The sequence below is a fragment of the Photobacterium rosenbergii genome (assembly GCF_033022775.1).
Taxonomy (GTDB): Bacteria; Pseudomonadota; Gammaproteobacteria; order Enterobacterales; family Vibrionaceae; genus Photobacterium; species Photobacterium rosenbergii_A.
The window spans coordinates 577,780-590,858 of record NZ_JAWJZI010000004.1; the positions used below are offsets into that span (position 1 = coordinate 577,780).

A 13,079-nucleotide genomic window follows, 5' to 3' on the forward strand; every position below is an offset into this window, starting at 1 on the left:
AGAATAATAATTAAAGGGCAAAAATTAATGGATTTATTATTAAGCTATGAGTGATATTAGTAAATGTTAAAACTTATATGCTAAACGGTAAATCATAATATCGCCATAACCGTCGGCACCGAGTTTATTATAATAGTATCTGTACATTACAGTAGCATTGATGTTTTTAGTAATATCCATACCTAAATTAAGACCACCATTCACTCCAGTACTGCCATAGTTATTATGTGCATATTCATTGTTTCGGAACATTTCGATTTCTGTCCAGTTACTCAATAGGAAAGGTTTTCCGAAAGCTTCAAACACATAACCTGCACTCCAACCTAATGTTGCGCCATTGAATCCGTTTACATTCGTAATATCTGCGAACTCATTGTATACCGTTGTATAGTTACCAGCTACCCAAGGAGTAAACCACCAGCCGTCACCACTGATGTCGGTATAGCCAAATCCAAGGAAGCTGTTTGTTTCTTTTATTTCAGTGCCATGGGAGCTGTACACCTTAGAAAAAATACTAGCGCCTGAGTTGCCAATATACGTATGGGCTTGCAAATTGTATGTTGCTGTTTGCTCCCCGGAATCTCGGTCAAGCCCTTCGAAATCATAAAAACCAAACAATTCACCCCATTCGAAATTGAAGCCCCCTTCAATACCGATCAATGCTTGGTCAAACTCGCTATCAGATACGCCATGTCCCCAAGCTTGATAATCGAAGTGAAGGTTTCCCCAACCTGAATATTCACCAGCAAAACTTGTAGGGGTTGAGAGAGCGCAGCATAATAAACATGTACTAATTGTTTTCTTCATTTTTTATGTCACCATATTATTTTGGATTTAGGCGTCACAAATCTCTCAGCAATTTATAGCCGAGTTAATGTGCATTATTTAAAAGAGTGGGAGCCATAATGACTCCCGAATTTAATTTATACGAAAGAGATGAATAAACCGGTAATCGCTGCACTCATTAAGTTTGCTAGGGTAGCTGCTAGAATCACCCTAACTCCCATAGAGGCAATAAAAGGTTTCATTTTGGGAACAATAGTCCCTAGAACACCTATCATAGCGGCTGGGGCTGATAAGTTGGCAAACCCTGCTAGTGCCATGGTAATAATAGCTTGAGTCTCATGGCTTAAGGATTCACGCACTTCAGAGAAGCTCATGAAGGCGACAAACTCATTTAGGACCAACTTTTGACCAAGGAAGTTACCGGCGATGAGAACTTCATTGCTAGGAACACCAAGTAAAAAGGCAATAGGGGCAAAAATATAGCCAAAGATAGCCTGTAGAGTCACGCCCTCAATACCGACCAACTCGAAAAGGCTTCCGAGCATACCGTTGAACATTGCTATTAAAGCGATAAGGGCAAGTAACATGACACCGATGGCAGATGCCATCTTTAGTCCATTGAAAGCGCCACTGGTTGCGGCTTCAATGATGTTGATTGGTTTATCTTCGTCATTGTAGATATCGAGGTCGACTTCAACTGGTTCGTCGGTTTCAGGATAAATGATTTTAGCAAATAGTAGACCTGCTGGGGCTGACATAAAGGCGGCAGATACTAAGTATTTAATTTCAATACCCATGCCGGCAAACCCCACTAACACTGAGCCAGCAATAGAGGCAAAGCCCCCAGTCATTAATGCAAAGAGCTCTGATTTTGTCATTTTGGGCGCATAGGGTTTCATCATGACAAAGACATCGGTGTTACCAATGAATATATTTGCCGCCGCTGCTGTTGATTCAGCCTGTGAAGTCCCTAAAATTTTCTGGACTCCCATCCCAATGTATTTAACTAGGCGCTGCATTACCCCTAAGTAATACAGTACTGACATAAATGCGCTAAAGAAAATAATGATTGGTAAAACATGGATGGCAAAGATAAAACCAGAGCCATAAGCGCCTAATTCACCGAATAAAAAGCGAATACCTTCACCCGAGTAATCCATGATGGAACTTACGGCACTAGATATACCGACCAATATAACTTGGCCAGCAGGAACGAATAGTATAAAGGCAGCGATTGATGCTTGTAGCGCAAGCGCAACGCCAACAGTACGGAGCTTTATTGCTTTACGGTTGCAAGAAAATACCCAACCGATAAAAAGCAAAACAGCCATACCTAAAAGAGGAATTAATGTTTGCATCTTTACTGTTACCCTTCAATTAATCTGCTAAATAAATCAATAAACAAGTTATCGCGTTCAATAAACTTGATGACGCGAATAGGGTGACGTCGGCTATCAAAACTCCATGTTAAGTTGTCATTTAATACCGGTGAGGCCATAAATGTTTCTGTGTACCAGTTAGCGTCAAGTAGGTACCCAACAGGGGCGATATCCCAGATAACTTTTCGGTTTGCAAATCCGATCCATGGGCATTTGGGCGCTTCTTGGGCGAGGTAATCGCCAATTTCACTGGTGCCTGCTAAGTAGTGCTGCAATTCTGGTACTGATGTCGCGAGGGTGTTAGTCACCCCCATACAAGGGAAAAGGGTAAGGGCGACGCCTGAATCTAAAAGTACTCGGCTGGCATCTTTGTCTTGTAATAGGTTAAATTCTTCGGTGTTAGGCCAGTCAAAGCTGTGACCACCCAGCCATAGAACGTGGATTTTGTTAATTATTGATGGGTCTGCAATGAGAGCGTGGGCGATATTCGTTGGTGCGCCGATGCTGATAACCTGGAGTATGCCTTCGCAAGCATGGGCTCTGGCAATCAAGTCATCAACGGCTGCGGAGCGTTCAGGCGAAGAGCATTGATAAACATATTGTGTTGAACCTTTAAAAATATCAGGTTTTTTGTCAACTTTTACTCTGTCTATAACGCGCTCAATTTCTTCGTAGCTCAGTGTCATCCCAACATTCGGATCTGATACAGCTTCGTGTGTGTCGTTGAACATCGAGTTGGTGAAAGGTGCGGCATATATGGCTTGAAGATCAATACGATCACTTCTGAGCATTGCCCAAGCGATAGCGAATTGATCGTCAATTTCATTAAAGGTATCGCTATCGATGACAGTGGGTATTTTGCCCGTGGCCGGGACGTCCATCTTGGCCATTCGCTCAGTAAGTGTCATTGGCGAAAATTCAGCTTTCATTAGGGATAATTCGAGTGTGTGGTTAGCCATTACATTTTTTCCTGTTCTGTTAGTCGAGCTTCGGCCAATGAGGCTTCGGGCATGTTGGAAGCACCTTTACGCTCTACGGCGAGAGAGGCGTAGGCTGAGGCAAACTTAATTGCATAATCAATAGGTTGTTCATTTGCTAAGCAGGCTGCGAGTGCGCCGTTGAATGAATCACCAGCGCCTGATGTATCCGTGACGGCAGCTTTATATGGTGGATAATATCGGTATTGTTGACCGTCAAACATTAATGCCCCTTTGCTGCCCATCGTCATGACGATTATTTTGGCGCCCATGGCATGGATTGCTTTTGCTGCTTGTTGCGCAGTATCTAGGTCAGTAACCTTGATACCTGTCAGATCCTGAGCTTCAGTTTCATTAGGGGTGATGATATCGACGAGGTGTATAAGCGACTTACATTCATCGATATACGGCGCTGGGTTTAGCATCACCAAGGATCCGGTGGCGCTCGCACATTCTATCGCTTGTTTTGTCGCTTCGAAGTTGTTTTCCAGCTGGGTAAGAAAAACCTTACTGTGCTCAATAAGCTCATATTCTTGGTGAAGTTCCAAATCGGTAATGGTTTTATTGGCACCTAAATCAATCGCAATAAAGTTCTCACCCGACTCCTGTGAAACGAAGATGGAGGCATTGCCTGTATGTGCCTTCTTATCTTCGAAAATAGAGAATGAGTGGATATCAGTGCTTGAAAAGTACTGGCGTGCTTTACTGCCAAATTCATCATCTCCAATTTTTACGGCTAGGTGTACAAAGTCATTCACTTTTGCAGCGGCAGTTGCTTGATTGGAGCCTTTTCCCCCAGCATAAAACCCAGTAGAAAGGGAGTGAATCGTTTCCCCTTGTCTTGGAAAGTCAGGGACTTCAGAAACAATATCAATATTAAAAGAACCAAGAATATAAACTCCCAACATATGGTTGGAGCTCGGTTCTTTATCATTTTTCCCACTAATATATTTGCCAGAAAGTGCATTCATAATATTGTTAATACCCACCTGCTTGAATAAAGCATTATTTTCGATAGTTGCGAGTCTTGCTCCACCAAAGGACAACTCTGCGACGCCTGATTCTGCTAATTGTTTTAAGTCCCTTCGGATTGTTCTGTCAGTTACTTCTAACAATCTTGCTAGCTCAGCAACGGACACCTGCTTATCTTTAAGCAATAGAGAGCGAATAGTGTTGATTCGTTGTTGCTTGAGCATGGAACCTCCTTTGTGGGAAATAATATGGGGAGAGCGAAATGAGATCTGATTGTTGGCACTCAATTATAAATTGAATTCGGACACTGGCTGTCCGAATTTGTTTCAATATATGTCTCGAAACTTACTTGGAGGTATTTTTCTACTCTTGATAAATTTCTGTCACTAGAAGAGGGTATTTAGGGGGGAGGAGGCTATCAGGAAAGCTGGGTTGATGATGAAATGAATAGTCCAACTCTTTCTTGTTTTTTGCCCTGCCAAGGACAGGCCGGTAAGGCGATAATAGAGTCATGGAAAAAGCCAAGGATGGATAACGATGTACTACATAGTGCTGGAAGACGGTGAGCTGATCTTACTTTGAGCAAATCGCAGATAGAAAAACACCACGAACAGGTTGTTGTCCGTGGTGTTTTTTATTGGGTAAATTCCTAACCTACTTAATTAATCTTTTCACATACCGTTCTTTCTAGCTCTACGTCATACATTTCTAGCAGCTTGACGTATGCGCCGCTTTGGCACATTTCCTTGAGTTTTCTGTTGAATGCATCTTTGACCGCCTTGTCTTTGAAGCTGGCTTTGAATTCTGTCACGGGAGGGAAAAGGCTGTGGTACTCGACACTGTCGGTAGACTGCTTCATTGCCTTGCTGAAGAATTCGAAAATACTGCGGTCGATAACAATGACTTGTTTGTCTGCTTTCCAGAATTGGGCCACTTGGTCAGCTTGGTCGCCGAATTCATGGTAGTTGGCACGGTATTCAGACCCTGGAGAGAAGAGCGCTTTGAATTCGTCACCCAGTTCAAGGTAGGCGTTCTGCCAAGTCAGTACCTGGTGGGATTTGAGGTCATCGACGGTGTCAATTGCAAGACTATCGCGTTTCTTGCTGATGGCAAAATTCACAAAGGTAACGAGATGATCGGAATAGTAGATTTCGCCGCCATCGACCAGCACGCCTATGGCAATATCGGCTTTTTGGTTTTGTACTGCGCTTTGTACATACGTCAGTGGCATTTGAACAAACTCCAGCTCGTACCCTTCTAATGCCTGTCTGACAATATCAACTTCGAGGCCTTTGCTGCCATTATCCATCACATAGGGCGGCATATCGGTTGAAATTGCGACGGTGAGTTTGCGTTGTTCGGCAGAAAGGTGGACAACAGCCAAAAGGGCTGAGCTGTATATGGCCAGTTTCAAAGGGAGCAGATAGCGAGGCTTTAACTTGGCATTATTCATTGTGAAAAACCTCAGGCAGCAATAACAAAAAGAGTCTTTTAAGTTTAACAGTAAAGTAGGAAACTGCTGGCAAGAGAGCACTATCGTCGCAAATCCTGACACTCTTGTTGGCAATTCTATAACATGCCCATAGCCCATAGCCCATAGCCCATAGCCCATAGCCCATAGCCCATAGCCCATAGCCCATTTTATAGAGGTTTATTCATATGTGTGACCAATGTAATTGAAGTAAAAGACAAAAATGGCAAACTTCAGCGAACAGTATTGATACCTGTATTTTCGAGCCCGCTTTGAGAACCCATCATGTCACTAGAAGAAATCCAGAAAAAAATGCATAACGGCGAAGTCTATTTTTCGCATGAACAAGCGCTCGTTGATGAACAGACCCAGTGCCTTGAGTTGCTGTACGACTATAACCAGACCCGCCCGTCAGAGGTGAAAAAGCGCGAAGAAATACTGCACAACTTCTTCGCTGAGATGGGGGAAAACTGCTACTTCGAGCCGCCGCTGAGGGCTAACTGGGGCAGGCACACCCACGTTGGCAAGCAAGTGTATGCCAACTTCAACCTCACCCTGGTTGATGACACCACTATCCGGATTGGCGATTATGTCATGCTTGCACCCAACGTCACCATTGCTACTGCCGGCCACCCGATCGAGCCTTCTCTGAGAAAGAAAGTCGGGCAGTTCAACATGCCCGTCACCATTGGCAACAATGTTTGGATTGGCGCAAATTCGGTGGTATTGCCGGGTGTGACTATTGGTGACAACAGCGTGATTGGTGCAGGTAGTGTGGTGACAAAAGATATCCCGGCCAATGTGGTTGCGGTGGGCAACCCTTGTAGAGTGATGCGGGAAATTGGTGAGCGAGACAGGCAGTGCTACTACAAAGATCTGCAGTTTAGCGCAGAAGTCAGTGCGATGATCGAGCCGTAAGAAGGCCGTTCAAAGGCGAGCGTAAAATAAAAAAGCAGTGGAAAACCCACTGCCTTTAATCAAAAACTAATTGGCCTCTAGCCTCTTAAGCAACTACGTTCGCTACTTCTTTTACTAGCACTGCCAGCTCGTCCCAGCGCTCTTCGTCGATAAGGTTACCCGGAACCATCCACGTACCGCCACAAGCGAACACAGATTTCACCGCTAGGTAATCTTTTACGTTGGCAGGGCTCACGCCGCCAGTAGGCATGAAGCTAACTGGGTAAACTGCAGTCATTGCTTTTAGCATGTTCACACCGCCTGAAGGCTCTGCTGGGAAGAACTTCAGGGTATCTAGACCCAGTTCCATTGCTTGCTCAACCATGCTTGGGTTGTTCACGCCTGGGATGATAGGCATTTCGCGCTGCTGGCAATATTTCACTGTCGTCGGGTTGAAGCCAGGGCTCACGATGAAATCAACACCGGCATCGATAGCTTGGTCAACTTGCTCGGCATTAAGTACCGTACCGGCACCGATTAGCATCTCAGGAAAAGCATCACGCATGTTGCGGATAGCTTGTGCTGCCGCTTCCGTACGGAAAGTTACCTCGGCGCAAGGTAGGCCGTTTTCAGACAATACTTCTGCCAGTTTTACGGCTTTGTCAGCGTCTTTGATAGCAATTACTGGGATAACTTTCAGCTCGGCCATGCGAGCATTTAACGTAGTCATGATGTCTTCCTTAATTCGAATTGAATAACACAGGCATTGCTGTGGCTGGAATAATGGCGCCCTGATGTTGGATCACGGTGCCTGCTAATAAATGGGCATTTTTTGCCGCTTGTTCGGTATTGCCGCCTGTTAGGCGTGTTGCTAAGTAACCCGCACTGAAAGAGTCGCCAGCTGCTGTGGTATCAACAACATTGTCGACTTTAGTGGCGGCAACAGATTGGCAGTTATCTGCAGTGATGACAAGGCAATCATCAGCGCCGCGCTTGATCACAATTTCACTCACGCCGCATTGCTGGGTTCGAGCGATACAGTCATCAACAGAGTGTTCACCGTAAAGCATGATTTCATCGTCAAAGGTCAGCAGGGCGATATCAGTTAGCGATAGCATAGTCTGGTAATGCATAGCTGCAATATCAGCATTTTGCCATAGTCGTGGGCGGTAGTTGTTGTCGAAGACAATTTTACTGCCTTGCACTTTGCATGCTCTTAGCACCCCGAACAGGGTTTCGCGGGCTTGGTCAGGCAAGATCGCCAGGCTGATCCCGCTCAGATAAATCATTTCAAAACGGCTGAGCTTTTCGATCAAGGCTTGGGTGTCGATATTATCCAGCCAGTAACGTGCCGCTGCATCGTTGCGCCAGTAATGGAAGGTGCGCTCGCCGGTATTGTCAGTTTCAATCAGGTACAAACCTGGGTTTTTGTCTTCAGATTGGAAAACAAACTCAGTATTGATGTGTTCTTGTTGCCAGGCGTCAAGCATGTCGCGGCTGAAGCTGTCAGTACCTAGGCCGGTCACATAGCTTGTCTCAACACCATATTGATGGGTGAGACGGGAAAGGTAGAGTGCGGTATTGAGCGTATCACCACCAAAACTCTGTTTGATGAGCTCGCCCTTGCGCTGTAGCTCGACCATACACTCTCCGATCACAGCGACATGTTTTAAAGACATAAAAAAACCCTCAATATTGGTTACTGAGGGTATTTTCAACAATAAGAATACGCAAGTCAATAAAAATGAAATTGCGTTTCTATTTTTTATGGGTAATTGTGAAATCCAAGCTGTTCCGAGACTTTTCGGCTGGCATTTTGCAGCAGTTCGACATAGTAGGACTTGCGTTTTTCATCGAAACGAATAGTTGGCAACGAAATTGACAGTCCGGCAATGACATTGCCGAAGCGGTCAAAGACCGGTGCCGCCAAACAGCGTAGGCCGGGCTCCTGCTCTTCGTTATCTTCAGCGAATGCTTGCTCTTTGACTGTTTTCAATTCGCTCAGGAGTTGGTCGATGTTCTCAAGGGTCTTATCGGTGTGCTTGATAAAATTAACATCTTTCAGGGCGTTTCGGGTGAACTCTTCACTACGGTAGGCCAGCAGAACTTTGCCGATAGCGGTACTGTAGAGCGGGTTGCGGCGACCAATGCGCGATTGCATACGCAGGTTGTAGCCGGAGTCTATTTTATGGATATAAATGATGGCATTTTCATCCAGCGCGCCAAGGTGAAGGGCTTCGTTGGTTTGCTGTGAGATAAGTTGCATCTCTTTATCGCACAAATCGATGAGATCAACATGCTCAAGCGAAGTGGCACCCAGTTCGAACAGTTTTAGCGTCAGGGCATACTTATCAGTTTCGCCTTCTTGAGATACATACCCGAGCATTTTCATTGTCTGCAAAAAGCGATATACAGTGCTCTTTGACATCATCAGGCGCTGCGATAGTTCAGTGACACCAATTTCTTTTTGTTCACCAAGCGCTTGTAGGATCCCGAACACCTTCATCACCGATGAGACGGCTTCAGGTTGTTTTGTTGACTCCATCAAAAATTCCTTTCTATCTAATTCGTTTTGTCACCATTATACGACTTAACATTTTTTGTATCTATTTTTATAAAAACCTTTTTCATAAAATATGAATCAACGCGGAATGTCCCCATTTTTGTGATGTGCGTCAACCCTGTTGATTTAAAAATAAAACAGCTTTTCAAAAAACTTGATGTGGGTTTTCGGTGTTGCTATAGTTGCACCACATTAACGGGAACACCAATTTCTTGTTCGGGGTCTGACGACCGCGGACACACATCGAGGAAACGACATGATTTTGAATACATTCAACCTAGAAGGTAAGGTTGCCATCGTAACAGGCTGTGACACCGGTCTTGGTCAGGGTATGGCATTGGGTTTGGCTCAAGCTGGTTGTAACATCGTGGGTGTTAACATTGTTGAACCAACTGAAACGATTGAAAAAATCAAAGAGACTGGTCGTGAGTTCCTTGATATCCGCGCTAACCTGATGAAGACTGATGACATTGCAAGCATCGTTGATCAAGCCGTTACAAAATTCGGCAAAATCGATATTCTGGTAAACAACGCCGGGATCATTCGTCGTGAAGATGCGATCAACTTCAGCGAATCTGACTGGGATGATGTTATGAACATCAACATCAAGTCTGTGTTCTTCATGTCTCAGGCTGTTGCTAAGCAGTTCATTGCTCAGGGTCACGGTGGCAAGATTGTAAACATTGCATCTATGCTTTCGTTCCAGGGCGGTATCCGCGTACCTTCATACACTGCGTCTAAGAGTGGTGTAATGGGCGTAACTCGTCTGATGGCTAACGAGTGGGCGAAGCACAACATCAACGTGAACGCGATTGCACCAGGCTACATGGCGACCAACAATACGGCTCAGCTACGTGCTGACGAGAACCGTAATGCTGAAATCCTAGAGCGCATTCCAGCGGATCGCTGGGGTGAGCCTTCAGATCTAGCAGGACCGTGTGTATTCCTAGCCTCAGATGCGGCTTCATACGTAAACGGCTACACACTGGCTGTAGATGGCGGCTGGCTAGCTCGCTAATTTCAACGGTATCTGATAGCGGCTGCACCTGTACGGGGGCGGCCGTTTTTTCGTATTTGATAAGCAATGTTTTTTGATGACTAACTTTGTGTTTTATGACTAAGAGAGGGCTGGACATTGTTCGGTGAAATATCTTTGGCCCAGGCGCTGGGCTTTGTCAGTTTCGCCTTGGGAATTGCGGCGTTTTACCAAAAAGATGATAAGAAGCTAAAAGTGGTGATGGTGGTATTCAACATCAACCACATGGTTCACTTTTTCTTGCTCGGTGCCGTTACCGCAGGTTTCAGCGCGCTGCTTTCGGCTTTCCGTACCGCCTTGTCGGTCAAGTTTCAATCCAAGCTGCTCGCCTATTTCTTTATTGGCTGTAACTTAGCGGTTGGCTTCTACCTAGCGGAGCAGTGGCTGGATTTACTCCCCATCGCAGGAGCCTGTATCGGCACCTACGCGCTATTCTGCCTCGAAGGTATAAAGATGCGTCTGGCGTTCTTGGCTGGGGCTTTGTGCTGGCTCAGCAACAATATCGTGGTGGGCTCGATTGGCGGCACCTTGCTTGAAGCCACATTACTGAGTGTGAATGTCATAACTATGCTGAGACTGTATCGGCAGCAGCAAATAGCGACAGCCTAGGAAAACTATATACCCAAGCTACCTCAAGATGCACATAGAGGTAACTTGATTATATAAATCAACGCATTGTTTCCCGACAGGGACGTCATTGGAAAGAATGCGTTGAAGTAATCAGATATAGTGTTGGCTCTTTTAAGTGATTAGCATGAGGGAGCCATGAAGCTAGATGCGATTTTATGGGATTACGATGGCACGATTGTGAATTCCGTCCCTAAGAATATCGATATTACCAAGCGTATCCTCTCTATTGTTGCCCCTCACCTATCCGGTGAGAATCTACCCCAGTGCCTGCAAAGTGAAGCGGCTTACCATCAGGTAAACCATGCTGCCAAAAACTGGCAGGAACTCTATGTGAAATACTACGGTATGACCGAATCAGAAATGCTGCAGGCTGGCACTATGTGGGCAGAGCACCAGCTTACCAATACCACCCCGGTGACCCTTTTTGATGGGATGAAAGATACCGTTAAACACCTCTCTGGCATTCCCCATGGCATATGCTCGCAAAACGCGGCCAAGAATATTAAAGGGGTGCTTGCTGAGGCTCAGGTCGATACATTTTTTCAGGCGGTGATCGGTTATGACGATGTGTCACAGAGTGGCCAGAAGCCTTCACCTGAGGGGGGGATAAAATGCTTGGAGCAACTGTTTGCGACCCCTGAAAACAAGGTGATCATGTATGTCGGCGATCACGAAGCCGATGTGTAATTTGCCCGTAACTTACAGTCGGAGCTCGGGCAGGATTCTACCGTTATCTCTGTTGCGGCCGCGTATAGCGGCGCGATGCCTGAGCAATGGGGCAGCCAACCGGACTTTATCATTCAAGCACCGTTTGAATTGGCTGCTATCTGTGAGAAATACCTGTGAACCTTGAGTTGTCTAGCAAAGGCGACCGTGACGGATTGGGTTTTCATTTGTCGTCTCGGCCATGCGTTAGCCTCTATGGCTGGGTCGCGAACTCCCTATCCCTATCGCTGCGTAGGCTCGGTGATATGCATGCTTTTTGGTTGACCTGCCACTCGGGCTGGTATTCTTGCGGGCTGTAGAACTTATCGCCGCGCTGCTCCATCCAGTTGAGCAGATCTTGCTTTAGATCTTGGTATACCTGCGTGTACTCAGGATCGCCTACCAAGTTATTCTTTTCATTTGGGTCGTAGTACAGATCATATAACTGCTCCATTGCTTTTGCCTTGCTACTCATTCCGGCATCGACCAACATCGTTTTTGGCCCTGAAGCGTCGATGTTGGAGAGGTTGTATTGAGGCCACTGCAGGTCGAAGTACTTGGTGAAGCGGTAGCGCTCTGTACGCACCGTGCGGATCGGTTCATAGGAAGTATGGAAATTGACTTCGCCATATACCCTGTCCCTTGTGCTGTGCGGCTCCTCGCTGAGTAGCGAGGTGAAGGGTACCCCTTCGACATGCCCTGGAATTGCCAACCCTGCGAGCTCGCACAGCGTGGGATAAATATCGATTTGCGATACCATGCCTTGCGAGACCTGGCCGGCCAAATGCGTCCTTCCCGGCACCTTCATCATCAGCATAATGCGCGTTCCTGCATCATTTAGGTTGCACTTCTCGAAAGGGTTCGCCAAACCGTGGTCGGTAGTTAAGATGATAATGCTGTCTTGATTTTTGCCCGATTGTCTAAGCCCGTCCATCACTATCCCGACACAGTCATCAAGGATCTTGAGTGACTTGTGGAGCCTTGCCGTATCGATACGGTTTGCCTCTGTGTCCATCATGGTGGGGGGAACGGCGAGGTAGTTATATTGCTTGGTGTTCAGCTCTTGCTCGGTTAATTCCGGGTATTCTCGGTGGGTGGCAAACAGGCCTACAGAGAGAAAGAGAGGGGCTGCTTCATCGTAGCTACGCAGAAAATCTGCGGCATGTTTGGCGTTGCGGTAATCCCATTGCTCGAGGCACCGGTTATCGGTGTCAGTCAGGATAGTTTGATAGCCAAGTGATTTGGCAACGGGTGATTTGGCATCCATAAATCCTCCAGCTTCATGCTGGACTCCCGAGAGGGCGGTACGAAAACCGTTCTGTTGCAGCCAGGAGGCGAGATGCTGACGCGTATCCTTGAGCGAAAAACCACGCTGTGATAATCCCAGCATACCGTTTTTGGCCGGGTAGCTACCGGTCAACAAGCTGGCCCGTGACGGTGAACAGGTTGGGTTGACGGTAAAGTAGTTGCGAAACAACAGAGAGTCTTGTGCAAAGGCCATGATGTTGGGGGTTGATACTGGTGCGCCGTATGGCTGTACGTAACGACCGGTATCGTGAGAATGGATGTAGATTATGTTCATTGTGCGATAACTCTTCTCGTTGTTAGCCTCAATTAACTGGGCTCGCCCAGGCAAAACCTTCCTGGCGCTCATCATCGACAA

At 46.2% G+C, this 13,079-nt stretch carries 12 protein-coding genes and 1 pseudogene; 4 read left to right on the plus strand and 9 right to left on the minus strand.

Features of this window, described 5'->3' with window-relative positions; genetic code table 11:
• Nucleotides 1–66: 66 nt before the first annotated feature.
• The 5 genes from R2X38_RS13390 to R2X38_RS13410 form a co-directional block, all read right to left on the minus strand.
• Nucleotides 67–807: an outer membrane protein OmpK gene (locus tag R2X38_RS13390; protein ID WP_317522760.1), complete on the minus strand. Its 741-nt coding sequence runs from the start codon at nucleotides 805–807 to the stop codon at nucleotides 67–69.
• 116 nt (nucleotides 808–923) lie between these two features.
• Nucleotides 924–2,144, minus strand: coding sequence for a NupC/NupG family nucleoside CNT transporter (locus tag R2X38_RS13395; RefSeq protein WP_317522761.1), 1,221 nt, complete (start codon nucleotides 2,142–2,144; stop codon nucleotides 924–926).
• 8 nt (nucleotides 2,145–2,152) lie between these two features.
• Entirely contained in the window at nucleotides 2,153–3,094 is a 942-nt protein-coding gene (locus R2X38_RS13400) for a nucleoside hydrolase (protein ID WP_317522762.1), read from the minus strand.
• Nucleotides 3,095–3,123: 29 nt separating this feature from the next.
• Nucleotides 3,124–4,338 (minus strand): PfkB family carbohydrate kinase, encoded by a 1,215-nt coding sequence (locus R2X38_RS13405; RefSeq protein ID WP_317522763.1) that lies wholly within the window; start codon nucleotides 4,336–4,338, stop codon nucleotides 3,124–3,126.
• A 434-nt stretch (nucleotides 4,339–4,772) separates the two neighbouring features.
• Nucleotides 4,773–5,567, minus strand: coding sequence for a substrate-binding periplasmic protein (locus R2X38_RS13410; RefSeq protein ID WP_317522764.1), 795 nt, complete (start codon nucleotides 5,565–5,567; stop codon nucleotides 4,773–4,775).
• A gap of 303 nt (nucleotides 5,568–5,870) precedes the next feature.
• Between R2X38_RS13410 and R2X38_RS13415 the strand changes: the two genes are divergently transcribed.
• The gene (locus R2X38_RS13415) at nucleotides 5,871–6,503 is read left to right on the plus strand and encodes a sugar O-acetyltransferase (RefSeq protein ID WP_317522765.1); all 633 of its coding nucleotides are present in this window, start codon (nucleotides 5,871–5,873) and stop codon (nucleotides 6,501–6,503) included.
• Between the two features lie 85 nt (nucleotides 6,504–6,588).
• Here the strand turns inward: R2X38_RS13415 and R2X38_RS13420 are convergent, their stop codons facing one another.
• The 3 genes from R2X38_RS13420 to kdgR all read right to left on the minus strand — a co-directional run bounded on the left by R2X38_RS13420 (nucleotide 6,589) and on the right by kdgR (nucleotide 9,027).
• Nucleotides 6,589–7,212 (minus strand): bifunctional 4-hydroxy-2-oxoglutarate aldolase/2-dehydro-3-deoxy-phosphogluconate aldolase, encoded by a 624-nt coding sequence (locus tag R2X38_RS13420; RefSeq protein ID WP_317522766.1) that lies wholly within the window; start codon nucleotides 7,210–7,212, stop codon nucleotides 6,589–6,591.
• Nucleotides 7,213–7,222: 10 nt separating this feature from the next.
• Nucleotides 7,223–8,161 (minus strand): sugar kinase, encoded by a 939-nt coding sequence (locus R2X38_RS13425; protein ID WP_317522767.1) that lies wholly within the window; start codon nucleotides 8,159–8,161, stop codon nucleotides 7,223–7,225.
• An 86-nt stretch (nucleotides 8,162–8,247) separates the two neighbouring features.
• Nucleotides 8,248–9,027: a DNA-binding transcriptional regulator KdgR gene (kdgR, locus tag R2X38_RS13430; protein WP_317522768.1), complete on the minus strand. Its 780-nt coding sequence runs from the start codon at nucleotides 9,025–9,027 to the stop codon at nucleotides 8,248–8,250.
• A gap of 274 nt (nucleotides 9,028–9,301) precedes the next feature.
• On the opposite strand from kdgR, the gene kduD reads away from it, so the two are divergent.
• The 3 genes and pseudogenes from kduD to R2X38_RS13445 all read left to right on the plus strand — a co-directional run bounded on the left by kduD (nucleotide 9,302) and on the right by R2X38_RS13445 (nucleotide 11,557).
• Entirely contained in the window at nucleotides 9,302–10,063 is a 762-nt protein-coding gene (kduD, locus tag R2X38_RS13435; protein ID WP_317522769.1) for a 2-dehydro-3-deoxy-D-gluconate 5-dehydrogenase KduD, read from the plus strand.
• Between the two features lie 117 nt (nucleotides 10,064–10,180).
• Nucleotides 10,181–10,690 carry a YgjV family protein gene (locus R2X38_RS13440; RefSeq protein WP_317522770.1) on the plus strand — a complete coding sequence of 170 codons (510 nt, stop codon included), beginning with the start codon at nucleotides 10,181–10,183 and terminating at the stop codon, nucleotides 10,688–10,690.
• Nucleotides 10,691–10,846: 156 nt separating this feature from the next.
• A pseudogene (locus R2X38_RS13445) lies at nucleotides 10,847–11,557 on the plus strand (HAD family hydrolase).
• Between the two features lie 73 nt (nucleotides 11,558–11,630).
• Here R2X38_RS13445 and R2X38_RS13450 read toward each other — a convergent pair.
• A complete protein-coding gene (locus tag R2X38_RS13450; RefSeq protein WP_317522771.1) occupies nucleotides 11,631–12,998 on the minus strand; it encodes a sulfatase in 1,368 nt (455 codons plus the stop codon).
• Nucleotides 12,999–13,079 lie beyond the last annotated feature (81 nt).

Excerpts from the sequence above, each read along its gene's own strand:
- kdgR (WP_317522768.1), bottom strand. The coding sequence starts at position 9,027 with ATGGAGTCAACAAAACAACCTGAAGCCGTCTCATCGGTGATGAAGGTG.
- R2X38_RS13390 (WP_317522760.1), bottom strand. The coding sequence starts at position 807 with ATGAAGAAAACAATTAGTACATGTTTATTATGCTGCGCTCTCTCAACC.
- R2X38_RS13450 (WP_317522771.1), bottom strand. The coding sequence starts at position 12,998 with ATGAACATAATCTACATCCATTCTCACGATACCGGTCGTTACGTACAG.
- R2X38_RS13415 (WP_317522765.1), top strand. The coding sequence starts at position 5,871 with ATGTCACTAGAAGAAATCCAGAAAAAAATGCATAACGGCGAAGTCTAT.
- R2X38_RS13405 (WP_317522763.1), bottom strand. The coding sequence starts at position 4,338 with ATGCTCAAGCAACAACGAATCAACACTATTCGCTCTCTATTGCTTAAA.
- R2X38_RS13400 (WP_317522762.1), bottom strand. The coding sequence starts at position 3,094 with ATGAAAGCTGAATTTTCGCCAATGACACTTACTGAGCGAATGGCCAAG.
- R2X38_RS13420 (WP_317522766.1), bottom strand. The coding sequence starts at position 7,212 with ATGACTACGTTAAATGCTCGCATGGCCGAGCTGAAAGTTATCCCAGTA.
- R2X38_RS13395 (WP_317522761.1), bottom strand. The coding sequence starts at position 2,144 with ATGCAAACATTAATTCCTCTTTTAGGTATGGCTGTTTTGCTTTTTATC.
- R2X38_RS13425 (WP_317522767.1), bottom strand. The coding sequence starts at position 8,161 with ATGTCTTTAAAACATGTCGCTGTGATCGGAGAGTGTATGGTCGAGCTA.
- kduD (WP_317522769.1), top strand. The coding sequence starts at position 9,302 with ATGATTTTGAATACATTCAACCTAGAAGGTAAGGTTGCCATCGTAACA.
- R2X38_RS13410 (WP_317522764.1), bottom strand. The coding sequence starts at position 5,567 with ATGAATAATGCCAAGTTAAAGCCTCGCTATCTGCTCCCTTTGAAACTG.